The following is a 24,523-nucleotide window of genomic DNA, read 5'->3' on the forward strand; positions in this document are numbered from 1 at the left end:
ATTCAAAGATAAAATGGAACGCAAAAAGACACAAGCGATTTTACAGTGAGCTCAAGTTCGCTAAGATTCGAATCTTAAACCGATTACTATGAACTGAGCTCCATTTCAAGTATACAAAACACCTGTCCTCTTGCAATCTTCACTATTAAAGCGAAGAGCATGTTCAAATGAATATTTTCGAGAATGGTCAGTTTTTCTTCGGTCATCAAGGAATGTCATACTTGATCAAGCCTGCCTGTTTACGCCTCCGGCCAGCCCCCCCTGGTTCTTGCAATTTCGATCAGCCGCCGTCCTGCCGCCGTCATTTTTCCTTCTGCCATCATGCGTTTTGCCCGTTCAATATTGGGCAGGCTCCAGTTGCTTTTCCGGGGGTTGCGGGGCGAAAAGGTGAGGTAATAACTTTCCGCATCCCGTTTCTTACACAAGCTGTCGATCCAGCCAAAGCAAAGCGCCTCCTCCGTGGCTTCAATGCGGTCCACCGAAGGCGTTTTACACCCCTTGTGAAAAAGGATCAGCCACACCGGCTCCTGTTTGGCGGCATGCTTTTGAAGCCAGCTGCGCCACTGACGACGGGTTTTGGCATACACCGCTATTTTTCCATCTTTTAGTTCCATCGTTAACGGGTTGTATGTGTTTGATCCAATACAGCAGAAGTGTATTTACCGGTCATCATGCTGAAAAGGGCACCAAACGGATCCACTATGGATGCCGTTTCAAAATGTCCTTTTCCTTCACTATAATCGGTAAGTGGCTCCTGGGCTGCATCTTTATGTATCAGCAACCGGTACAGGACGGTTTGTAAACGATCTGCGGGCCATTGTGCTATTGTTGTCATATCATCCACATTTAAGTGATTCAATAATACAAAGCTATTACCACGGTGTGACAGCCTTATGTCAGCAGAAAAAGGAACCATCCGGATTATTTTAAAAAAGCAGTTCGCCGCTTTCTTTGCCGGATCATTGCCGTTTTACCGTCCGTTACACGCCGGCGGCAGAAAGGCGTGCGTTGAGGTTTTCCGTGGCCTCAGGTCCCATTGCGGCAAACCATGCCGCCAGTTCCCTGCTGTTTTGGTTTTCGATCATCAGGCGCAGCAACAGGTCATCATGCGCCGGTGGTGCTTTTTGCAGGGCTTCGGTTACCCGTTGCACCAGCTCCGCATCTGAATAAAGTGTCCACAAAAAGGGATTGATGAGCTGCTCTTCCATATTCATGTGGGAGAGGTTAAAAGCCACAAAGCCGGCATATTGTTCCAGGATCACAATGCCCGTTAATAATTGTTCCTGTTCACCGGAGGCACTTTCAAAACCGGTAAGCGCAGCCTCCACATCCTGTGTCAGCAATTCATCCTGATGATGTTGTTTTTCAAAAAACGCAGCCAGGGAGGGTGCGTTGGATTGCAGCAGCGGAAAAATAAAATGATCTTCAAGATATGCATGTTCCTGCAGCACTTCCAGCGATAGCCGGATACCGGCCACACAACCTGTGGCATCCGGCGATGTAAAGTCTGTTTTTTGCACCTGCAGTAATGTGTTGCAGAGCAGGGCCCTGATGGCTTTATGTGCCCGGTTGAAAAGATTAAACCGCGGGGGAGCTGTTGTTTTCATCATCAAAAAAATAGTAAAAGAAAAAAGCAGTTAGTTGGGTTGATGCTGCAAAGATGCCCGCACACCATGATATCACCTTGCCAGGGCTGCATGAAATGTATATTTTTCCGTATGAAATGTTTTATGGGCCAACGACTGAATCATTGGTGCGGGCAGCGCTGCGCCGGCATCCGCAATCCGTTCCGGTAATACCCCGTAACAACCAGGAGCATATTCTTATATGGGGTAACCCGTTCCGGTAATACCCCACCGCCATTTTCTTTCGCCCGCAACGATCCGGGGGGTGCTGATGTGGTATAGCGGAGTTCCCGGGCGCTTCATTCCTCCTGCAGCTACCGGTATGGCGAGGGGTTGGGGGCGCACTGTTCCAGAAGCACTATCTTTTTTTTCAGCCATTACGGTGCGAACAGTGTGTTTTAAAAACGTTCGCAGCCGGGTGCTGTCCTTCGTCAGTTTGGTCCATTGTTCGGCCCTGATAGAGTCGGTTTTATATTGCAGCCGGTCAAAATACCAGGGCATCAGGTTGGCATGGGCAATCCGCTCCAGGTCGGCCTTGCTCCTGTTGGTCAGGCTATCCAGCAGGTATTGCTCCATCAGGATGCGGGCAATGGGTCCGGCCCAGGTTCCACCAAAGCCGGCATTTTCCACCACCACGGCAATCGCAATTTTTGGATTGTCCTTTGGCGCAAAGCAGATGAACATCGAGTTATCGTCCAGCTGTATACGCCGGCCATCCAATACGGTAGCATTTTCCGCCGTACCGGTTTTGGCGCATACATCAATGCCCGGGATGGCCGCTACTTTTGCGGTACCCTGTGTAACCACATCCTGCATCCCGTTAATGATGGCATCATAAGCAACAGCGGAAATATGCGTTAAGGCTTCCTGCCGCTGGCGGTACTTTTTCAACAGCGGGGCATCCGCCGCTGTTTCCCGTTCAATGCTGTCGATAAAATGCGGAATATAATAATAACCCCGGTTTGCAATAATACAGGTGGCATTGGCCAGTTGCAGGGGCGTTAGCAGCATCTTGTCCTGCCCCATACCCAGGGTAAGATTGGTACAGGAGGTCCAATTGCCTTTATAGTCCGCATCATAATCTCCTACGGTGGGTATGTTCCCCTTATCTTCACTGGGCAGGTCTGTCCCCAGGCGCACGCCCAACCCCAGCCGGTGCATATACGCCTCCCATTTTTTATACCCTTCTTTCACATTTCCATACCTGGGGTTATCTACGGTAAGCCGGTAAGTATTAACGAAGAAAGCATTACAGGAATGTGCAATGGCCAGGCGCAGGTTATCCGCATGCCCGGCCCAGGACTCCAGGCAGCCCGTCCTCCTGCCGCAGGCATAGTACCCGCCGCGGCAGGGGTAACCGGAAGCGGGCGTAATTACCCCTTCGTCCAGCGCCACCAGTCCGCCCAAGGGTTTAAATGTAGAGCCCGGCGGATAGCGTCCCTTAATGCCCCTGTTTAATAACGGCGCCCGTACATTCAGCGCCATTTTTGCGTAGTTTTTATTTTTTTCCGGCCCGGTAAGATCATTCGGGTTAAAGACCGGCCCCGATGCCATGGCCAGGATGCCGCCGGTTTTGGGATCCAGCGCCACCACAGCCCCCACTTTATTGGCCATCAGTTTTTCCGCCAGCACCTGCAGGTCTACATCCAGCCAGGTTTTGAGCCCCCTGCCCGCAATGGCCGTGGTATCAAAACTACCGTTTTCATAATGCCCTACCAGCCGGTTCTTATTGTCCTTGATCATATACTGCACCCCGCGCCGCCCCATCAATACCTGTTCATACTGGTATTCCAGCCCGTTCTTACCCCGGTAATCACCCATATGGTAAAAATTGTCCGACCGTTGGATATCTTTTTCATCCACTTCCCCGATGTATCCCAGGAAATGCGCGCCCGCATTATACGGGTAGGTACGTACCGGCCGTTGCTGCAAGGCAAAACCGGGAAAGCGCCAGCTGTTCTCTTCAAAGCGCGCCTGCAACCCAGGCTCCAGCAGCGATTGAAATACGGAGGGCCGCATCCTGCTGTTTTTTACAATAGCGTTTACCATACGGCTCCGGAGCGTTGCCGTATCAATCCCCATCAGCGTACAAAACGCAGCCGTATCCAGGTGCTTTACTTCGGCCGGTGTTACCACCAGGTCAAACATGATGGTATTGTTCAAAACAGCTCTTCCCTTCCGGTCGTAAATAATCCCCCGCTCCGGGTAAATGATCTTTTGAAAAACGGCATTGTCCTTTGCCAGTTCCAGGTATTTGCGGTTTACCAGCTGCAGGTTGGCCAGCTGGGCCACAATCAGCGCAAATACACATAAAATAATCAGCTTTATCACATAGCCTCTCGGCTTATTGAATACAGGCATAAACGTGTTTAACGCTTTTATTTTTTAAAGTACAGGTATGGGTTTCATCGACCCGGTTTCGCGGAAACGGGTATGCCAGCTCAGGGCCTCTTCCAGTACATGCGGGGTATGGCCGCCGCGTGCACAGGCCCGGTCAAAATAGGACTGCAGTGCTTCCTTATAATCCGGGTGCACACAATGATCGATGATGGTTTGTGCCCGCTCCCGGGGCGCCAGGCCTCTCAGGTCGGCAATACCGATCTCCGTAACCAGTATGTCTACATCATGCTCCGTATGGTCTACATGCGATACCATGGGCACAATATGGGAAATGGCATCGTCCTTTGATGCCGCCTGTGTTACAAAAATGCTGAGGTAGGCATTGCGGGCAAAATCGCCGGAGCCGCCGATGCCGTTCATGATCTGCGTGCCGCCGATATGGGTAGAGTTTACGTTACCGTATAGGTCAAACTCAATAGCGGTGTTAATGGCAATAACCCCCAGCCGGCGGATAAGGCCCGGTGTATTGGAAATATTCTGCGGCCGCAACACAAATTTTTCCTTGTACTGCTGCAGGTTTTCAAATAACCGCCGGTGCCATCCTTCAGACACGGCCAGGGAGGAGGCGGAGGCAAAGGAAAGAATGCCCGCATCCATCAGCTCAAAGGTGCTGTCTTGCAGTACTTCGGAGAACATGGTAAGGTCATAAAAATTGCTTTGCCGGAATTCTGCCAGCACGGCATTGGCCACCCGGCCGATGCCTGCCTGCAAGGGTAACAAGCGGTCCGTAAGATGGCCCAGCCGCACTTCCGCCTCAAAAAACCGGAGGATATGCGCGGCCATGGCAGCCGTTTTTTCATCCGGCGGCGCAATGTCTGCAGGACTGTCGGGCAGATCCGTAAATACGATGGCGGCTATTTTATCCGGGTCTACCGGTATGGATTTGCGGCCGATCTTATTCCAGGGCGCTACAATGGGAATCACGTTCCGGTGCGGGTAGTCCTCCGCCTGGTAAATATCATGGATACCATATACCTCCATGGGTATCGTGGTATTGATTTCGATGATCACCTGTTTGGCAAACGCCGCAAAGGTTACGGAGTTACCCACCGAGGTGGTGGGCACCAGGCTGCCGTCCCGCTCAATAAAGGCTACTTCAATTACGGCCATATCCAGCGGGTCGATGATCTTGTTGTGGATCTGCTCCGCGCTTTCGCTCAGGTGCTGGTCTATAAACAGGATCTCGCCCTGGTTGATCTTATCCCTCAACACCTTATCCACCTGAAAGGGCATCCGCTTTTTTAACGCATGTGCCGCGGCCAGTTTTCCATCGGTACCATGGCCTAAGGACGCGCCCGTAATCAGGTTGATCTGCAGCCGTTCATTTTGTGCGCGTGCGGCCAGTGCCGGCAATATCACTTTGCTGTCGCCCGCCTTGGTAAAACCGCTGGCGCCTACGGTCATGCCGTCTTTAAATAATGTTACGGCCTCTTCTGCGGTGGTTATTTTACTTTTTAACCGCTCCAGCCGTATGCGTTCGTTGAACATGTTGCAGGTTTTGAAGAATGATGGATGTTTTACGAGCAGCAAAATTACGGACAGCCTGCTATTGAAGACTGATGAAGATCAGCAGTAGGTATAAATTTTTTCAGTACCCTGTTGGTTGCCACTGAAACACAGAAGCACTGAATTCGTTATGGCGATCCCCCGCATTCATCACAACAAGAGGTTGTCTGTGCTTCAGCGCTTCTGAGGCCAACAGCGGAGGTACCCAACCACCGCTGTTTTTGGTTGGCGCTACCGGCAGGTATTTTCAGTGCGGCTGCGGCCGTCAGAAGCAGGCCCATAAAAAAAGCCACCCGCAACACAGGTGGCCCTATTGATAACACAACTAAAAACCTAATTCTGTGCAGCCAGGCTGCGGAAGTCTACGCTTACCAGCTTGCTTACCCCCGGCTCCTGCATGGTTACCCCGTAAATCACATCCACCGTGCTCATGGTGGTTTTATTGTGCGTTACAATGATGAACTGCGAGTTTTCGCTAAACTGGCGGATCATATTGGTAAACTTACCCACGTTGGCATCATCCAGCGGCGCATCTACCTCATCCAGGATACAGAAGGGCGCCGGTTTGATCAGGTAAATGGCAAACAGCAGCGCAGTTGCGGTTAAGGTACGCTCACCCCCGCTCAGCTGGGTAAGGGAGGTGGGCCGTTTTCCTTTGGGCCGGGCCACTACATCAATACCGGTATCTGCCAGGTTTTCAGGATCTTCCAGCACCAGGTCGCACTGGTCGTCTTCGGTAAACAGCGATTTAAATACTTTCTGAAAGTTTTCCCGCACCTGGTTAAAGGTGTCCAGGAACTTCTGGTTGGCGGTGGTTTCTACCTCCTCAATCGTTTTCAACAAACTTTCCTTGGCATCTACCAGGTCATTCTTCTGCTCTACAATAAACTCGTAGCGCTTTTTCATTTCGGTAAAGGCTTCTATAGCAGTGGGGTTCACCTCGCCCAGGTTCTCCAGGCGCTTCTTCATCCGGTCTGCCTTCTCCTGTAAATCTTCCACTGCCGTTTCGCTGCTGCGCGGATCATCCAGTATGTCTTCGATCTGGATCTTAAATTCCACGTTCAGCCGCTCGCGCGTACCGGCCAGCTGCAGCTTCAGCTCATTCAGTTTATCTTTTATGGCGGCCAGCAGGTGCTCTACCTGTTCCTTTTCGCGGATCTTATGCCGCAGTTCGCTTTCCTTTTCATTCAGCAGGTTCCGCATATTGTAATACGACTGGTCTGCCTCGTTCAGGATCTGCTGGTCCTGCTCCCGGTTGCGTACCAGGTTCAGCAGGGTTTCTTCAATTTCTTTCAGGGCGGCGTCCGAGCTTACAATTTCCCCGCCGGTATCGGACAACTGTACCGTGCTTTGCTCTATCTGGCGTTTTAATTCACCCAGCTGGTTGGTCTTAAAATTCAGTTCCTGTTTTAAGGCCGTTACCTTGCTCTGCTGGCGGGTTACGTTCAGGTTAAATTCGTTAAACTGCGCCGTGGCCTCCTGGTAGCTGCCCTCGGCCTGTTTAAAGGTATCTTCCGCCTCTGCCAGTTTGTTGGCGTTTTGCTGCAATATTTCGGTAAACTCCCCCAGCGACTGGCGTACACCGGATATGGAGCTTTGTGTATGCTGTAATTGTTCGGTCAGTTCTTCCAGCCGGTTCCTTGCCGCGCTTTGCTGGCTTTGCAGGTTCTCGGATCGGTTCTGCAGGGCAAAAACGGCATTGGTCAGCTCCTGTATTTCTTTTTGAGTTTCTTTAATGGCGTTTTCGCGCAGGTCTTCATTAAAGGCAATTACTTCATTGTGCCGGGCCTGTATCTGTGCCCGCAGCTGTTGCACCACTTCATCCTGTGCCGCAATATCCTCCTGCAGTTTTTCCAGGTTCTTTACCCGGCCAATCTTCTTGCCTTCAATCAGCCCCACACTACCACCGGTAAGCGTAAACCGGCCTTTTACAAACTTGCCCTGCTTTTCAATCACCACGGAGCCGTTGCTGTTTTCCAGCGCCGCTTCCCCTTCTGCAATAAATACATTGCCCAGCAGGTGTTCCGCCAGTTTGCGGTATTTGGCTTCCACCTCTATTACTTCCAGTGCCGGCAGTGCGCCCTCTAAGCGATGGCTGCCGTTATCCGCTGCGGCTTCAATTTTATTGAGTAAAAAGAAATTGGCCTTCCCTTTCTTCTGGTCGCTCAGCAAATGCACGGCCTGTAAGCCCTGCTGCAGGTCTTCCACCACATAGTAGTTCAGGTAGGGTTCCAGCACGTTTTCCAGCGCGGTCCGGTACTCTTCTTTTACATACAGGATATCGGAAAGGATGGGCGCCTGCGTATTCCAGTCTTTATTGTTGTGCAGGAATTTCACGCTTTCCGGGTACCCTTCCATGGAGTCGATCATGCTCTTCAGCAGGTCGTGCTCGTTGCGCTTGGCATCCAGCACCCGGTTTTCATCCGCCAGGCGGTTGCGCAGTTCCTCTACAATGCCCTGTGTTTGCAGGATCTGTTCCTTGGTATGATCATGGTGTGCCTGCAATTGCTCCAGCGAGGCGTTCTTTTCTTCCAGTTCCCGCACCTTCAGCTGGTGGTCTGCCTGTACTTTCTGCAGGTGTTCTTCCCGCTGGGCCGATTCATCTTCAATCTGCTGCACGGCACGCTGCAGGTTTTGTACGGAGGTATCGGCTACGGCCACTTTTTTCTCCGCCTCAAACTGCTCCCGCTGTACCTGCTGGTATTCCATCCGCAGGGTATCTACCCCGTGGCGCTGCTCATCCAGGATGTTGCGCCGGCGGGTTACTTCATCTCTGAAATTTTCCAGCTGTTCGGTCAATCCTTCATGTGCTTTTTCCTCATCACCCACCTGCTGCTGGGTAAAGGCAATGCTTTCTTCAATGCCTTTTAGCTGGGCATCGGATTTGGATAAAAATTCCTGCAGGCCGGTTTCCCGCTCCTTCAGGTATTGCAGGCGCTGTACCGCCAGGTTTTTATCGCCCTCTTTGGTGCGCACCTGCTGTACCAGCTCGTTATAGGCCGCCTGCTTGCTTTGCAGGGCCCGTTCTTTTTCAATAAACACCAGCTTTTCCTGCTCAATATGCGCTTCGGCCGTAGCAATTTCCGCTTCCAGTTTTATGGACTTATCGGTTTCGGCCTGCTGCTGTTCGTTCAGTTCTTTATAGGTAAGGTTAAACCCTTCCAGGGCCGCTTTGGCCAGCTCAATGCTCACCTCGCGGTATTCTTTTTTTATCTCGTGGTATTTTTCCGCCTTTTTGGCCTGGCTTTCCAGGGCCTTCAACTGGTTGTTTATTTCAAACAGCAGGTCCTCGATCCGGTTTAGGTCCTGCTCAGTGGCATCCAGTTTTTGTTTGGCTTCCTTTTTTCGGGTTTTATAAATGGAAATACCGGCGGCCTGCTCCAGCATCCGGCGGCGGCTGTTGTCCTTATCCTTAATGAGGTCATCCACCATATCCAGCGCAATAATGGCATAGGAGTCTGTACTGATCCCCGTATCCATAAACAGGTTCTGGATATCCTTCAGGCGGCACTGCACATCGTTGAGGCGGTATTCGCTTTCCCCGCTTTTATAAAACTTACGGGTAATGCGCACGGTGCTAAACTCTGTGGGCAGGAGGTTCTTGGTATTTTCAAAGGTAAGACTTACCTCCGCCAGTCCGCTTGCGGACCGGGTTTTTGACCCGTTAAACACCAGCGCATCCAGGTTCTCGCTCCGGAGGGCGCTGATCTTTTGTTCGCCAATTACCCAGCGGATGCTGTCCACAATATTGGATTTTCCACACCCGTTCGGCCCTACAATGCCGGTAATATTGTCGTCGAAATTAACGACCGTTTTATCGGCAAAACTCTTAAACCCCTTTATTTCAAGACTTTTTAAACGCACAGTATTTTTCCGTTTTATTGTATAGGCGAAAATAACGGTTCCGGCCCCAAAGCTAAAGCCTGTTTTTGCACACCAATGGGTGGAAAACAGGGCAAAAACGTGGAAAAGCTGTGGATAACCCCACATCCGGAGGGGCCCGCTCCCGCCCCGCCTGCACCGCAGGGCTCTGCTGATAACGGGGGATAATTCCCCTGCAAAGGGCCCTAAACCGCCGGTTTACAGGGTATAACAACCTGTTTTACGGATTGTTGGGGCTGGAACGGCGGGTTATTTTTTTGTTATCAGCTAGCCTCCGGGGACCAACGGCAGTCCTCCATCTTTGCCATCGCCCGCTGACGATCATTGCAAGGGCACACCAAATTGCTGAAAAACGGTCTGTTCATCTACCGGGTAACGCGTGGTGCCCAATATGGTATTAATGATCACCGCATTGCGGTAAGGCCCTAATCCCAATTCGGGAGCTGTAAAACCATGTGTATGCATTTCTGCATTCTGAACAAACACGGTATGCTTTTCGTCAATAGCATACTTGCGGGTAATACCAAAATCACCCTGCACATCATAGCGGATCAGGTGTTGGATTGATTTCAGAAATGAAGGCATTGTTGTTTTATACCCGGTTGCCAATATGATATGTTCTGCTTCCAACTCAAACGACTGCTCCTGCTCTTCATGATAAAACCGCAACATCCACCCCTTGGTTTTTGAAGGATGCATTTCTGTCAACGCTACATTGGTCATTAAGGTTACAGGAACCGTTATGCCCTCGGTCATCAATTCATATAGCCGGTCATAGATAGCATTGATCAATTGATAATTGATCCCCTTGTATAACGTATCCTGCTGCTGTATGGTAACAGGTTTTCGCGTTTCGGATAACCGGTAGAAATGATTGATATAGGCCGGTGTGGCCATTTCAAAACTCAGCTTTGTATGCTCCATCGCATAAAACCGTGGGGATCGTGTCATCCAGCACAAATGCTGATCCGCAGCTCCGCCATTCTGTAACAGATCATAAAAAATTTCGGCAGCGCTTTGTCCTGACCCGATTACTGCTATTTTTTTTGAATGAGACAAGGCAGCCTGATGCTTCAGGTATTGCGACGAATGCAGGATCTGATCGCCCAGCAAGGGTTCTGCAAAACCAGGAACGCAGGGTTGCGTACCTACTCCAATTACCACGTGCCGGGCTCGGATGCTTCTGAAAGCACCAGTAAGCGGATGCACACCGGTTATGAGATAATATTGCCCATCTTCCTCATACCCGACATCCATAACACGCCAGTTAAATTGCAGACTGGATAATTGATCGCATACCCACCGGCAATACCGGTTGTATTCACGACGGGTAATGACATTGTTTTCATGAATGCCAAACTGTAATAAACGCCCCTGTTTTCTTAAAAAATTGAGATATGTAAATGGACTGCAGGGATCGGCCAGTGTTACCAGGTCTGCCAGATAAGACACCTGCAATGTACTGCCGGGCAAAAGCATTCCCGAATGCCAGTTAAACTCCGGCTGCGCCTCCAGGAAAATGGTCTTTAGGGATTGTATCGGCGCGCACAATGCCGCCAGCCCCAGGTTGAACGGTCCGATACCGATGCCGGCAATATCGTAAATATTATGCTCCTCCATGACGGATCGCTTTTATGTTTTTAATGCCTTTCAACACCGCTGCCAATACCAGGAAGCTTACACTGGTGGTAACACATAATGCCAGCAGCGAAGGAACCGTTTCCAGGTGATTATAACCAAACAGCGGAAAACACCAGAAAATAACGATCCATTGCAGTATGTATGCGGGCATAATATGATCGCTCAGCCATTGAAGTAAGCGGAACAGGTAATTACCCGGAACTTTCTCTGCCAACCCTACAAACAACAATACCCATCCCAGGGCCAATCCAATGTGGAACAACGTGGCGCCCCTGCCCAGCCGATAAAACTCGGCCTGCCATTCGGCCGGCTCTGTTAATGATAACAGGTAACCGGTTAACATAAATATCAGTGTCAGCACTCCCAGTAACCGGTTAAAACGCATGGTCTTTACTTTTAGCAATAAGGCCCCCGTGAGTAAACCTGCCAGCGGGTATAACAACCAGGGAAATAATGGAAAGAAGGTATAGGGCGGTTTTCCGTTTACCAGTGCCAACGGTATTGTAAACAACCCGGCATCATTCAAGGTCCAGGTCAACGGCATCAGTAATAACACCACCAGGAATACAATGGTATACCCAGCAATATTGGAGGTAAGCTTTTTCAAAAATGCGCAGCAGGCATAGGCGATGGCTGCAAACTGAAGAATATCGCCGGTAAAGAACAAATGCATCGGCACCCGGTCTGTTACCCCGTTATCTTTCAGGAACTGCTGTGGGATCCATCCCCAATAGTACGGCAGGAGCAATTTTAATACATTGAGCAAATAACCCGCGAAAAGCAAGATCAACATGCGCTTTAAAATATACCCGGTTGTTTTTTCACGTCCCAGGGCCATAAACAGCCCCATCAAAAGCATGAATAAAGGTGCCCCGGAAGTTTCTGCCAGAAAACCCAGTACAAATCCTACCGGCCCTTGTTTCACGGCAGGCAGGCTATACAACAGTACGGTGTGTATGACCGGCATTACGAGTACTACAAATCCTCGGGCCAGCGAAAAGCCTTGTCGTTGGTATGGCGTTAGCATATAGAATTGATTTAAAGAATTAGGTAAAAACGGAATGTTATATTTCATGACGGACGATCGTATACAATCTTGCCATTTTATCTTCCAACTGCAATGTCTTAATATACTGGAAGCCTGCTTTCTCTGCCAGACGGCAGGCATGGGTATTTTGTTCATCTGGCTCAGCAACGATACGTTTCACAGCAGAAAAACCGAACAGCATTTGCTGCGTCGCTTTTAGCACCCATACAGACAGCCCATCGATATTTACCGGAACCGCCGCTTTTACCTCCCGGTACGGGGCCATCAGTAAATGAATGCCATAGTCCGTTTCTGTAAAATCCAATGCCCCTGCCAGCTCCGAATGCAACACTGGGTACACTTCGATCAGGGCAACCGGTGTGGCGCCGATACATGCAAAAAACAACTGCAAATGCCCTTCCTCAAGTTTGGGCTCGTAAAACACATAAAGCGCCTTAAGCGTTCCCTGCATCCCCCAAAAGCGTGATGCATAGGGTTGATTCACCCACCGGTGCATAAGGGCCAGGTCTTTGCGCAAATCAATTTTACGAATACCCAGCTCGTGCTGATCACCGTGGAGTCGCTTACGGTAAAGGAACCATTCCCCCGGCCTCACCGCAAAGCCGGTACTTACTGACTTTTTATTGGCTTTGTTCATATTTATTTTTATATTTATATAAATTTTAAATAATTCGTCTCCGGATTATCTTTTCCGGGATGTGACCTTTAAACCAATGTCCTTGATTTTATGAGTAACCTGTTTGAGATCTCCTCCGCTAACAATGATGCCTTCTTTTGGTCTGATCCGCTACCACACCTGCATCAATCGCTTATTATCCCTTCCATGAGCAGCCTTGCCCTATCCGGAGGTTGGGGTCATATGCTGTTTCAGCACAAACGAATGGAAGCATTTGAAATCTGGTTCAGCAGCTACCATGTAAAACAGCGGCGAAGGTTTAAGGTAAGAGCCGACATCCCTGTTATTGAATTCAGCTTCCTTATCCACAACAGCATCGTACAGCGCATACATACGCCATACGATAATTGGGTAGAGGAAACGCAGTTCAACATTTTTTATCTCCCGTATGTGGAAGACCAGGTACAATTTGAACCCGGTCTTCAGTATACCACGCTGGATGTACATTGCACAACCGGCTTCCTCCAACGGCTGGCACCTTATTACCCTGAAATACTGCAACCGTTTCTGGATGCCATCGCCGCAGGCCGTACGCCCGCACAAATATTTCCACACCATATGTTTGCTACACAGAATATGGTAAACCTCGCCAACTGGATCTTGCGACTGCTGCGGGCCCCTGTAGTTGATGGGCTCACACTGGAGCTTGCAGTAAAACTGTTATTATATGCTGCATTGGCATGCAAAGCAGATCTCCAATTGGGTGGCCGCATTGTGTCCTTAAGCAGGATCAGCCAGATCAACCGTGTCAGCACCGCCCTGCTCAAAAACCTCACGGAAGAACCCAACTTCCGGGTGCTATCCCGGCAGGCCGGCATGGATGAAACCTATCTGAAAAAGCTTTTCGCCAAACGGTTCAATCAACCACCCTATAGTTATTGGCAGGAGCACCGGATGAATGAAGCCTTTACCCGTGTAGTACATACCAATGAACCGCTTACGGATATTGCGCTGGAAATGGGCTTTTCTGCTGTTTCCAATTTTTCCAAGGCCTTTAAAAAACTGTACCATTTTACTCCCAGTCATTTCCGCAAATAAAAAACCACGATTGGATAACACCATCGGCGCTTCTGCATCGCATCTTTGAAACAGAAACATCAAAGAACTAAGATGAGCGGCCCTCAACCGCATCTGCACAGTTCAACAGGCGGAGCCGAACACCTGAAGAAAATAGTAGGCAAGATCCTTTAACCGGTTTACTGCATAAACAGAATGCAGCAAGCCCACAGCTTTTATCTACTGCGCAGTAAAAACAAGCTTGAACTACCATTTATTTTTTAACTACTTTATTAAACTAAAATTTATGTTTACTTTAAAAAGTCCACGGACTCTAAAATTCGTTTTGCCGTTGCTGGCGCTCATTGTTGTAGCCGTAACCACTTTTGCCTTCAGAAGCAATACCACCCCAAATCGGCCGCTCGTCAACGATAAGGTTTATCAATTCACTGGCGATGCTACCGATGCTGATGCCGTAAGAGATCTTGCAAACTGGGAGTACATCGAATCAGCGAGTCCCTGTTCGGATATCGAACAACCCAAGGCCTGTACGATTGTCGTTGATGCTACTCATGCCACCAACGCCACTTTAGCAGGATCAGGTATTTCCATTACAGCGCTGAATGATCTGGGTAATGGTTCTACTTACAGGGTTTCTGAAGCTGTGGATGGCACATACAACGCTACCGCGTTTAACCAGGAACAATAATGTTCAGATGATCAAAACTAAAGGGCGATGCCCTTTAGTTTTGTTGCATCCCGGTTAAATTAATAATATCGTCCGGCAGCGGCAATGCATATGCCGGATCATTTGCCGGCAGCGTTATCAAGGCACCATTAACAAAACGAGCCGGTACAATATGCGCACCCTCTTTATTCAGCCGCTTTATGTCTGCCCACCGCAGCCCCCGCATCAGTAATTCTTTTCTCCGCTCCAGAAGTATCAGCTCCAAGACAGCAGCCGCATCATTCTGTGCCAGTTCCTTGTACGGTACATTTTTATTCCATCGTTTTTTTAGTAAATCATTGAGGTCCTTTAAGGCCGCCTGCAATCGCGCGAGGCGCGCATTACACTCCGCCCGTATCAGGTAAATTTCGTCCGTTGCAATACCCGAGAAGTACCGGGCCACCCCAACACCGTACATACCTTTAAACTCCGAATAAGGTTTGCCTGCGTTAAAAAACAGCTTTTTTCTCAGATCGTTCTCATCATAACGCGCATACAACAAGGTATCTGCCATCGCACGTTTATAGGTTTTGTCAAACAGCTCACGCCCCCAAAGGCTCATGGTCGTATAAAAAACAGTTTCCCCGCTATACCCGGCGTTTAAAAACGGGTTATCATTATCTCCAATCGTATTATAATCCAGCAGATCGTTTTTTATAGTAAGACACTGGTCTGCATACCGGAAGGCACTGTCATAATTACGCATAGACAAATAGGCCCGTGCCAGCAATCCCGATGCGGCCGCTTTTGAAGGCCGGAATACATGATTACTGGTATCGGGCAAATACCCCAATGCCTCTTTTGCATCGGCAATGATGCGATCATATGTTTCCTGCACGCTGCTCCGCTTTGAGGAAATTTTGAAATCGGATTGCACCCTAAGATCAATTCCCAGGTCGGTAGCAGCCGAAGAGGCATCGTAGGCTTTTGCAAAGGTCCACGCCAGGTTCAAAAAAGCGTAAGCACGGTGGAACAACGCTGCCCCCTTGATATAATTCCATTGATCCTTATTGGTTTCATTCTTTTCAATTCGTACCACTGATTCAAGGCACAGGTTGGAATAATATACCGATGTATAGCATACGGACCAGTTGTTACTAAACTTATAAGGCAGCGATCGCCAGCTATAAACGCTACTCAGCCGGTCCTCCATTGTCTTCAGGGTCTTTTCCTCAATAAAATAATCATCGGCAGATGCTTCGCCGAAAGCGGGTGTAACTGAAATATTAAATACATCCGAATTATCCAGCAGCGCCTGCAACACCCGCAGGGAATTGGGGATATCGATGCTGGTGTCGCTTTTTTTATCCAGGAATTTGCTGCAGGAAATGCATCCCGCAACACAAAACAACAGCAGTATAACAATAATAATGGTTTTCATATTTACGTTTTATAATTGGTTAAAATCCGGCCTGTAATCCGATTGTGAATTGCGGCCGGGGAGGTATGGTGTTGGTATAATTATAATCAGGGTCCAATCCATATTTATTCAGCCGCCACAGGATGCCCAGGTTGGCCACATTAAAACTTATGGCGGCATCCTTTATAACGGTGCGCGCAAAGGAACGGCGATAGAGCAGGTTGATGTATTGAAGCCGCACATGATCGCCGCGAAACACGTGAATTTCGGACGCCGTATAAAAAGTATTCCGTTGCGTAAACTGCGGATAGTTGGTGTATACCAGTGCCGGAACATTCGTTGCCGTTTCATCGCCTTCCTGCTGCCAGCGGTTTGTATATTCCGGATGTCCCAGTCCCGTACTGAACAAAGTCTGGTAGTTCAATGCCTCCTTCCTGAAGTAATAGCCCAGCTTGTAAACCAGGTTACATGAAAACTCCAGCCCCCGCCATCGAATGGCATGATTCCAGGCTCCATAAATGACCGGATTTGCAGGACCTATAAACCGGATGTTGCCCTCCTCCCCTTTATTATTTGCCTCAACACGTATGGCCGTATAGTCCGTGCTTAAGGTATCATTCAGATAGCCCATTGGATCGCCCTTCTTATTTAATCCACCCCATTTATACGCCGCAATAGCGTACAGCGGCTTCCCAACAATGGGTATGATGGTATTACCATTACCCAGGAATAACGATACCTGCTCTGCACCGGGGCCAAAGTATTTGGTGGTTTTAGCCAGGGTATAATTAAAAATAACACCCGTGTTATAATTAACCCGGCCATCCGTTATCTTAAAATTCAGGGAGGCATCAATACCATTGCCTTCCATATTGGCCACATTCATTTCCATTGTAGACGCACCGCCCCAGGCCGTATAGTTAAAGGGGGCCGGGCCATACAGGTCTTTTCCTTTTTTATTATAATAATCTATGGAGCCTGTAACCCGGTTCTGCCTGTAGCCAAAATCGATACCGATGTTCAATTGTCTTGATTTTTCCCAGCGAAGTGACGGGTTATTCGGGGTGGAGATACTTCCTCTTAAAAAGCGGGAAATGTTATCATCGCTGAGGTATACAATCGCATCTGCTGTTTTATTAGGATTTACGATACCGCTGGTACCCAGGGTTGCCCTAAGCTTAACGTAATTAAACAAGGCGGAATTAAAGAACCGTTCTTTAGAAATTTCCCAGCCGATACCTGAAGACCAGAAGGGATTCCACTTATCATTGGTTTGTAATCCAAAGATATTTGCCGCATCTCGCCGCAGGCTGCCGTTTATAAAAAAACGGTTATACAGCGTAATGGCCATATTCCCATATACAGATACAAAGCGATTGCTAACAACGCCGCTTTTTTGTGGCGCAAAGGGAATGGTGGATGTAAACCCAGTGATAAATGTGGGGTAAGCCGTATAATAATCCACAGGCGTATTGGAGAGCGGGTCTTCCCGGTAACCGTAGATACTATAGCTACCACCACTGGTCAGCGTACTGCGCAATTCCATCCCTGCCAATGCAGATAGCGCTGTAATCGCTCCCTTCCACCTCCGGTCATAGGCCAGCTGTGCCCGGCCATTCTGCGATTGCAGACGGGAATAATTGTTCAATAAGATCCCGCCCCGCGGCACCCGGAAAACATCGGCAGCAGCAGTGGCGCCTAAGCGGGTAAACAGGTTCACCTGGTTACGGGCATAGTAACTCTCCGCCATATACAATTTATCGCTATTACCCGTTTGTTGCTGATACTGGTAGCTGGCATAAAGATTCAACCCGTCCAGAATGTTTACCGAAAGTCCGACAGAACCAATCAAATCCTCCCGGGTTGTTTTGTCCCGGATAAAATCATTGTCCGTTGCCGGGTAATAATTCCAATCCAGCAGCCGCCCCATCCCGGCGGTATCTGTATAACTCCGCTGCCGGTCCTTCGCCAACACCACCGGGTTTCCATCCTCGTCTCTGAAACGGAGGTATGGCAGCGCCAGGTTACTGTAAAACTTAATGCTGTTATACGCAGGGCTCCCTGCAAACATGGTCGTTATGGTATAGTTGGCTCCTGCATCCAGTGTCATCCGTTTTCCCAGTTTAAAACTGCTGTTAAAACGAACGTTTACCCGGTTGTTTTTTGAGCGGTCATAAAGTGCCGTCTTGTCGTAATTACCTCCCAGCATCCAGGCGGCAGTACTGCTTCCGCCCCTTACGGTTACACTGTTTTGAAGTATGATACTTCCGGTATTGTACAGACTGTTATACGCCTCTCTTGTATCACCTTTTTTCAGATAATCGATCTGGGCAGCAGAGTCTGCAGCGGTTATGGAACCATTCCGCCTTTTTAAAAACACCTCTACCGCCGGTGTAATCCCCAGTTTCGAAACATTGCTGATCGTGCTGTTAAAATAGCCGTTACGAAACAGGTATGCCTCCACCCCAATATATTCCACCACGCTTAATTGCCGGTATTGATACAGGTCCGGCCGCTCCGTAATAATGGCATTGCTGCTGATATCTACCCGCGTCGGGGTACTGAATTTTCCCCTTTTTGTAGTAATCACAATAACCCCGTTCCCACCTTTTGCACCATAAATGGAGGTGGCCGCGGCGTCCTTTAACACGGTGATCGACTCTACGTCATTCGGGTTTATATTCCGGATATCCCCATCGTATGGAAAATTGTCCAATATGATCAACGGATCCAGCGGTCCGTTAATGGTACTTTCTCCCCTTATGGAAATAACCGAAGGGTTATTGACATTACTGGTATTTTTACCGGCTTTAAACAACATCCCCGGTGTTACACCGTTAAGCCGGTCCAATACAGAAAGCCCTTTTTGCTCATTTAGCCTTTCGTTTGTAATCACAGAAAAACTGCCGTTAACTTCATTGGGTTTTAATTTTTGATAGCCGGTATTAATGGTTACCTCCTCCAGTTGCTGATCCCGGGGCATTAAGGATATGATCAGATAAGCCTCTTCCTTTTGAACCTTTACGTTTTGAATGGTATAATTAATATGTGAAATCACCAGGGTATCGCCATCGGCTATCGAAAGTGCAAATGCACCTTTCAAATCCGTACGTTCTACCCCATTTCCTTTGGTAATAAGCGTAGCTCCCGCAACCGGTAATCCTGTAACCGAATCTTTAACCAATCCCTTCAGGAGATGCCTTGGTTGTGCGCCTGCTACTGCCAGCAGCAATACGCAAATTGCAGTAAGTATCTGTTTCATATATGCGATTAAATGGTTAGCGAATTGGAGTCACATTTTTTTTACTGATTTTAGGACGTATGTTTTCCTCGGCTGCACGCAGCTGCTGTAATACGGCATGAATGCCCGCACTATCTATAAAATCCGCTGAAGTTTGGGCCAGCAGTTTTCCTCTATGCGACAGCCACGCATAGTTAGGATTCGCAAAATTCCGGATCGTTTTTCGCAGCAGGGTATCCTCAATAATGATCGGCATCCGGAAACGGGTATTGTTCTTTTGTTCCCAGTCTTTAATAAAGGCACGCACTTTTTGCTCCGGCTCATAGGTAACCATTATAAACTGGATATTTTTATTGTACTGTTGTTGCAGTGCCTCCTCTTTAGGAAACATAACAATACAGGACGCACAGGTAGTAAACCAGAAGCTAAGGATAACGACCCGTCCCTCAAAATCAGCAAGACAAGCCGTATTGCTTTTATAGTTAATGAATTTACCCAGCGGCATGGATCTTTTAACGTAATCTCCAATAAACAAGGGAGCATCCGCAGTTCTTAAGTCATAACCGTAGTCCTGGCCAATAAGGCCAGTATATAGCAATGCCAGCACGCAAGCCAGCGTTATTTTCTTCATACAAAAGCATTAAAAGGTAAAGCAATATTGTTTAGATCATCATGGGCATCCTAACATCAGGTATTGTATTTTATATAGTGTTTGTATTCTAAAAATTGTTTTTAAGACCATGTCTCCGATTAACGAAAACCATTGTTTTTTCGTGAGCACCTTTACGTATTCGTTGCCCCAGGCACCTGCCATCGGCATCCGCGTATGCAGATACCGTATCACATCCTTACAAAAAGTCGCCGCTATTACAATCTTTTTAAAGCTGTTTAGTTTGGGATCGTCGCCGGTTCAAGCTTTTTATAGCCACATTGTTTTACATTTATCAGCATAGCGTTTAAATAAGGTCTCGCATACAAACGAGTGCTGATTGTAGTGTGAAGTGTGACATCCGGTAGGCGCCCTCCTGCCGTTAGCAGAGACGGAGCGTTTTTTTGTGTGGTTAGCGCCTGGCATAAAGGTACCATAACGCCGAAGAGCGTCGTTTCTTTCATATACAAGTGTTTAAGCAGTAAAGCAATATTGTTCAGGTTATCAAATGGGCATAAGCAGATTAGCATGATGCAGTATGTTTATGCCCGGTAGCCGGGTGCAGGGAGGCTTAACATGAAAATACCGCCTCCCGCCCGGCAATACGTTACACCGGGTTCTTGGGCTTACTGGCAAACCGCGCGTTATATAAGGCTTGATCTAGGCCTCCCGAATGGGGAACACGCTTTTGCAAGTATAAATAATATAACAGCATTTCACTCATCTTATAAAAGCATAGATGAGTCTTTTCCCCTCCTTACCAGTAAGCCGGAGCGTAAAAAAATAGGCGCGGCGCTCAACTTACCGAATAGAGGCCCTGAGAAGCCCTGGAACGGATAAGAGAGCCCACGCCCGGGTCGTGAGCTATTCGTCTTATCGTCTCGTTCCAATTAGAAATTTCTCAGGTTTCTATTCAAGACTCAAAGCGAATGCTTCAAATATTTTTATGAAGTAGTCGCAAATTTATATTTCTTAACACAAATATAAATAAAAAATCATATTGACGTATTATAATACGTCTAAATTTTTTAAAATTTCTTCCAGATTGCTTTTAATGAAAGCGCACGAAAAGAAAGAAAAAAAAGAGATTACGTTTCAGTTTGCTGTGGCACTATATAAAGCGATGGAAGACGCCAATTTCAATCCTACAAAACTAGCCTTAGAAATTGGAATGGAAAAATCACATATGCAGCTTATTGCTAACGGCAAAAAGAACCTTACTCTATCCTCTCAAATTGCAATAGCCACTGGTTTAGGAATTTCCTATACCCAGTTAGCTGCTTATTTCGACGGTGTTACCAAAGCTGACGAAAAAAAATTTATTGAATATCAAAAAAAGCAACAAGCACTGAAAGCCCATAATAAGAAGAGCTAATGAAGGCATCAGGAACGTTATAGCCAAACCTAAGATTCCGGCAAATACAAAACAAGGCACGACACCTTCTTGATGTAAATATATAAAAAAACAAACCATTACGCTACACCGTAACAAAAAATATTTTTAAAAGATATTTTTTTCCGTATGATTGATGATGGAGTGTATCGGATCAAGTGCAGGTATGCGGTGGCGCTGCAAAAACTTATTCAGGCGAATAAGAAAATAAACCGTGCGTCTGGCAATACGCCGCACCCCGGGGCAGACGACAGCTATGGCAAGCTATCAAGCAGTACCGGCATCCGTAAAGGGACTATTTCTGACACCATTACTGCTAAAACAGATATCAAGGGCTCTACCCTCTACCGCCTGCTGGGTGCACTGGGCTACAGCCTGGCACAATTCGGCGCTGTATTTGATGCCGTAACAGAAGCGGAAATAGATGCGCATATGGCCTTACTGACAAAGGGTAAATAGTACCGTTTATATGGCTGCAGCCTCCAACAGATGGCGATATAGATGCATTGAGCAACATAAAACCCCAGCCTATTGAGAGCGCTTAGGAGCACTATAGGCAGCAGAATATCTGGATTACTGCCACGGACAATTTTAATGGGTTACTACCGACGATCAATATATTCATTTTCGGCGTTCTCTGCCCTTATTATGTGAGCCCTCAGATTGGGGGCTAAGAAAAGGATTACCTTGTGCGGTTGCTTTTGAGAGGTATTCCAAACGTCATTTTCATTATAAATCTATTAAACTACAAACAACAAAAAAATAAGTATAAATGCGTATTTTCACTGTTGCAAGTATTTAATAGTATTGTATTGTAATTCAATACCAAAAAAGGCCCCTAAAAAAACAGCTTGCCACAGCAACGCAAAACGATTAAAAACTTTCTGTTTAAAACAACATTTTGAAAAACGAGCTCCTCCGAGAGAAATAATCTTCCTCTGTCAATAACAATGCTCAAAACCACATCAATCATGAGTACACTTACATTAACTAACTACGATTTGGCACCCGAATGCTCCGCAATGCTATTTAAAGCATTTGGAAAAACGATGACCATTAAAAACTGGACTACAGTTAAACATTTAAGCTATCACGATGATATAACACTGGTTATTTCAAAAACAATCAACGACCTGCCAAAATTTCTTTTTGAGCAATCTTCTACAATGAGCAGCAGAACCATTTTAATTTCTGAACAATTTTCGCCGGCAACGATTAACCGGCTGCTAAAACGAAACCTGTCAAGCTTTATCGATTACAATGATTTAACAACCGACGTATTGGAAACGGCTTTAAAAGCCTGCTCTATGGGCAACCTGTTTATTTCAAAATCCATTCTCAATTTGTATAAAAGCGCTCCTTACACCGAAGAAATCTTTACCCTATCAAAGCGGGAGCTGGAGATCATAAAATTAATCGGTGAGGAATTAACTACCAAGGAAATTGCATCTGAACTATATCTCAGCAAAAGAACTGTTGACACGCACCGGCAGAACGTGATGAAAAAACTGAATGTAAAAAACAACGTTGGTCTTATAAAAACTGCCATTCTAAATAACCTGATCTATAACTATCTGGCCCTTATGGCAATCCTAGCACCATAACATCCGACCAATATATCCACTTATTACTTTTTATCATACTACAGCTAACGGCTTTTTCCCCGCAGGCCAGGTCCGGTACTATAACTGCTTATGGCGTGTTGACTCAACACTGGTAAACCCCACCTGATCCAAGCACTGCTTGCATCTACCATGAGGTTATTTCAGGAACTCGGTTACCACTGATGCAAACACAAAACCTGGGCAAACAGACCATAGAATTTTACCCGTTGCAAGATGCGTCACGAGCAAATGAAACAGGATGTACTAAAAAGTTTTCTCAAAAGATTATTTATCCTCAGGTTAATTAACCGGGGCATCGCCACGGTTCGTAGCAACAATCGAGAATTATAAACCGATGCTATGTTACATAAAGGCAACCCTAATACAGCAGCATGAGCAAAAAAAATAGGGGTGAGCTTCTATATTGAAAAAATACCGCTATTCCTTTCGTATTGACGACAATATTTCTTTTGCCCTCAACTGCCATTCGCTTTTTAAAGCATCCACGCAGTTAAATGTGCCCAACAACAATTTGCCGTCAACATCGGTCAAAAACATAAGGTTATAGATCCGGGCGTCTTTTGCTAAACTTTCAAATTCAAAAACCACATAATAGGAACTGTTGATTTCCTCAATTCGGCTTCTAAAATTGGTTGGATTAGTTGATTGTAGCTGTAGCGCAAGCCTATCCCTTACCTGGTTTAAATCGTTCTGTTCCATTGGCATTGCAGTGTAAGTAAAAGCTATATTTACATTCCCCTTGCGGTTTGCATATGCCAGATCCGGGCGATTACCAGCATTCGGATACTTTACTGCAATCCTGTCCACAGACATCTCAGTAAATGATACGGGTACCGACACTTTGATTTTACCTCCATAAATAGATACCGTACGATAAAAAGAAGCACTTTCGTTTATCAAAGGTAATGATGTTGGCTTACTCTCTACGTTGCCCGGCGCAACTTGCGCTGGTAATGGTGTTACATCTGCACGAAAAATACTCTTGTTCTCTACCGATGGGTTCTGTTCCGAAGCACAACTCATCAGAACTAAACCGCTATGCAACAATAGTAATATTTTCTTTATCATTCTATTCAATTACGATCTCTGGCTCTTTATCATCAAAAATATTCGCACCGGTAAATCCCAAAATTTCAATAGCGTCCTTTAGCCCTTCCGATATATATATCTCACCAATGCGAGTTTTAAAGTAATCCAGCGAACTGTCAAAATTGGAGTTTAAAACCAATGTTTCGATTTTAGCACTCACTATGTAATTTTCTGAATAGTCCTTTTCATCTTTATAACGAATATAATTCCTCTCCTTGGCGAATAGGCTCTTTTTTGTATAAAATACTGATTTTGGAAAGTCAATCACCTCATATCCCAACAGGGGGCAACAAAAAAGAAAATATTTATCGGAAATAAGCCTTTCACGTTTATAAAGAGTTACAGGATAGGTATTATATCTTTGTATTTTAAACCTTGCAAACACATCTGCCAGCCGCTTACTAATCATGAATGGACAAGTCATTAAAGCAGGACTAAAGTTCAGGAAGTCAGTTAGTTTCGCTTTGGGCAATATGGTTGCCGTACAATTGCTGACTTCAAAGTCTGGTACAGTTCGCTTTTCATTCCAATAGTCTTTAAAATAAAAGAAATCTTTTAATTTTTTCGTAACAGGATTATTTGCGTCGAGCTCAACCTGGCCCCCTCCATCAGTAACCCCTACTATTTCCGGATCTGATACGGTTCTTAATAAATAATATTTCATA

At 46.9% G+C, this 24,523-nt stretch carries 19 protein-coding genes; 5 read left to right on the plus strand and 14 right to left on the minus strand.

Annotated features, from left to right (window positions below):
• Positions 1–239: 239 nt before the first annotated feature.
• From LQ567_RS24185 to LQ567_RS24225, 9 genes are all read right to left on the minus strand, one after another.
• Positions 240–614: a YdeI/OmpD-associated family protein gene (locus LQ567_RS24185; protein ID WP_231008491.1), complete on the minus strand. Its 375-nt coding sequence runs from the start codon at positions 612–614 to the stop codon at positions 240–242.
• A 2-nt stretch (positions 615–616) separates the two neighbouring features.
• On the minus strand, positions 617–835 hold the full coding sequence (locus LQ567_RS24190) for a hypothetical protein (RefSeq protein ID WP_231008492.1): 219 nt from the start codon (positions 833–835) through the stop codon (positions 617–619).
• Between the two features lie 145 nt (positions 836–980).
• Entirely contained in the window at positions 981–1,610 is a 630-nt protein-coding gene (locus LQ567_RS24195; RefSeq protein WP_231008493.1) for a hemerythrin domain-containing protein, read from the minus strand.
• A gap of 213 nt (positions 1,611–1,823) precedes the next feature.
• Entirely contained in the window at positions 1,824–3,986 is a 2,163-nt protein-coding gene (gene mrdA, locus LQ567_RS24200; RefSeq protein WP_231008494.1) for a penicillin-binding protein 2, read from the minus strand.
• Positions 3,987–4,010: 24 nt separating this feature from the next.
• Positions 4,011–5,513, minus strand: a complete 1,503-nt coding sequence (locus tag LQ567_RS24205; RefSeq protein ID WP_231008495.1) for a succinate CoA transferase — start codon at positions 5,511–5,513, stop codon at positions 4,011–4,013.
• 351 nt (positions 5,514–5,864) lie between these two features.
• A complete protein-coding gene (smc, locus tag LQ567_RS24210) occupies positions 5,865–9,395 on the minus strand; it encodes a chromosome segregation protein SMC (protein WP_231008496.1) in 3,531 nt (1,176 codons plus the stop codon).
• A 339-nt stretch (positions 9,396–9,734) separates the two neighbouring features.
• Complete coding sequence (locus LQ567_RS24215) at positions 9,735–11,033, minus strand: lysine N(6)-hydroxylase/L-ornithine N(5)-oxygenase family protein (RefSeq protein WP_231008497.1); 1,299 nt, start codon at positions 11,031–11,033, stop codon at positions 9,735–9,737.
• Complete coding sequence (locus tag LQ567_RS24220; RefSeq protein ID WP_231008498.1) at positions 11,020–12,081, minus strand: acyltransferase family protein; 1,062 nt, start codon at positions 12,079–12,081, stop codon at positions 11,020–11,022. The genes LQ567_RS24215 and LQ567_RS24220 overlap by 14 nt, the downstream gene beginning before the upstream one ends.
• 37 nt (positions 12,082–12,118) lie before the next feature.
• The gene (locus tag LQ567_RS24225) at positions 12,119–12,739 is read right to left on the minus strand and encodes a GNAT family N-acetyltransferase (RefSeq protein WP_231008499.1); all 621 of its coding nucleotides are present in this window, start codon (positions 12,737–12,739) and stop codon (positions 12,119–12,121) included.
• A 90-nt stretch (positions 12,740–12,829) separates the two neighbouring features.
• On the opposite strand from LQ567_RS24225, the gene LQ567_RS24230 reads away from it, so the two are divergent.
• A complete protein-coding gene (locus tag LQ567_RS24230) occupies positions 12,830–13,816 on the plus strand; it encodes a helix-turn-helix domain-containing protein (RefSeq protein ID WP_231008500.1) in 987 nt (328 codons plus the stop codon).
• Positions 13,817–14,081: 265 nt separating this feature from the next.
• A complete protein-coding gene (locus LQ567_RS24235; RefSeq protein WP_231008501.1) occupies positions 14,082–14,483 on the plus strand; it encodes a hypothetical protein in 402 nt (133 codons plus the stop codon).
• Between the two features lie 34 nt (positions 14,484–14,517).
• Here LQ567_RS24235 and LQ567_RS24240 read toward each other — a convergent pair whose 3' ends face one another.
• The 3 genes from LQ567_RS24240 to LQ567_RS24250 are packed head-to-tail and all read right to left on the minus strand — an operon-like array spanning position 14,518 to position 19,733.
• Positions 14,518–15,882: a RagB/SusD family nutrient uptake outer membrane protein gene (locus tag LQ567_RS24240; protein ID WP_231008502.1), complete on the minus strand. Its 1,365-nt coding sequence runs from the start codon at positions 15,880–15,882 to the stop codon at positions 14,518–14,520.
• A 19-nt stretch (positions 15,883–15,901) separates the two neighbouring features.
• Positions 15,902–19,123, minus strand: a complete 3,222-nt coding sequence (locus LQ567_RS24245) for a SusC/RagA family TonB-linked outer membrane protein (protein WP_231008503.1) — start codon at positions 19,121–19,123, stop codon at positions 15,902–15,904.
• 16 nt (positions 19,124–19,139) lie between these two features.
• Positions 19,140–19,733 carry a TlpA family protein disulfide reductase gene (locus LQ567_RS24250; protein WP_231008504.1) on the minus strand — a complete coding sequence of 198 codons (594 nt, stop codon included), beginning with the start codon at positions 19,731–19,733 and terminating at the stop codon, positions 19,140–19,142.
• Positions 19,734–20,805: 1,072 nt separating this feature from the next.
• Here LQ567_RS24250 and LQ567_RS24255 point away from each other — a divergent pair.
• From LQ567_RS24255 to LQ567_RS24265, 3 genes are all read left to right on the plus strand, one after another.
• Positions 20,806–21,126 carry a helix-turn-helix domain-containing protein gene (locus tag LQ567_RS24255; protein ID WP_231008505.1) on the plus strand — a complete coding sequence of 107 codons (321 nt, stop codon included), beginning with the start codon at positions 20,806–20,808 and terminating at the stop codon, positions 21,124–21,126.
• 147 nt (positions 21,127–21,273) lie between these two features.
• On the plus strand, positions 21,274–21,603 hold the full coding sequence (locus LQ567_RS24260; RefSeq protein WP_231008506.1) for a hypothetical protein: 330 nt from the start codon (positions 21,274–21,276) through the stop codon (positions 21,601–21,603).
• A 512-nt stretch (positions 21,604–22,115) separates the two neighbouring features.
• Positions 22,116–22,748, plus strand: a complete 633-nt coding sequence (locus tag LQ567_RS24265; protein ID WP_231008507.1) for a response regulator transcription factor — start codon at positions 22,116–22,118, stop codon at positions 22,746–22,748.
• 438 nt (positions 22,749–23,186) lie between these two features.
• Here the strand turns inward: LQ567_RS24265 and LQ567_RS24270 are convergent, their stop codons facing one another.
• Together LQ567_RS24270 and LQ567_RS24275 are read right to left on the minus strand one after the other, a co-directional pair.
• On the minus strand, positions 23,187–23,837 hold the full coding sequence (locus LQ567_RS24270; protein WP_231008508.1) for a hypothetical protein: 651 nt from the start codon (positions 23,835–23,837) through the stop codon (positions 23,187–23,189).
• Position 23,838: 1 nt separating this feature from the next.
• Positions 23,839–24,522 carry a hypothetical protein gene (locus tag LQ567_RS24275; RefSeq protein ID WP_231008509.1) on the minus strand — a complete coding sequence of 228 codons (684 nt, stop codon included), beginning with the start codon at positions 24,520–24,522 and terminating at the stop codon, positions 23,839–23,841.
• Position 24,523: the final 1 nt, after the last annotated feature.

The organism is Niabella pedocola (assembly GCF_021044425.1).
GTDB lineage: Bacteria > Bacteroidota > Bacteroidia > Chitinophagales > Chitinophagaceae > Niabella > Niabella pedocola.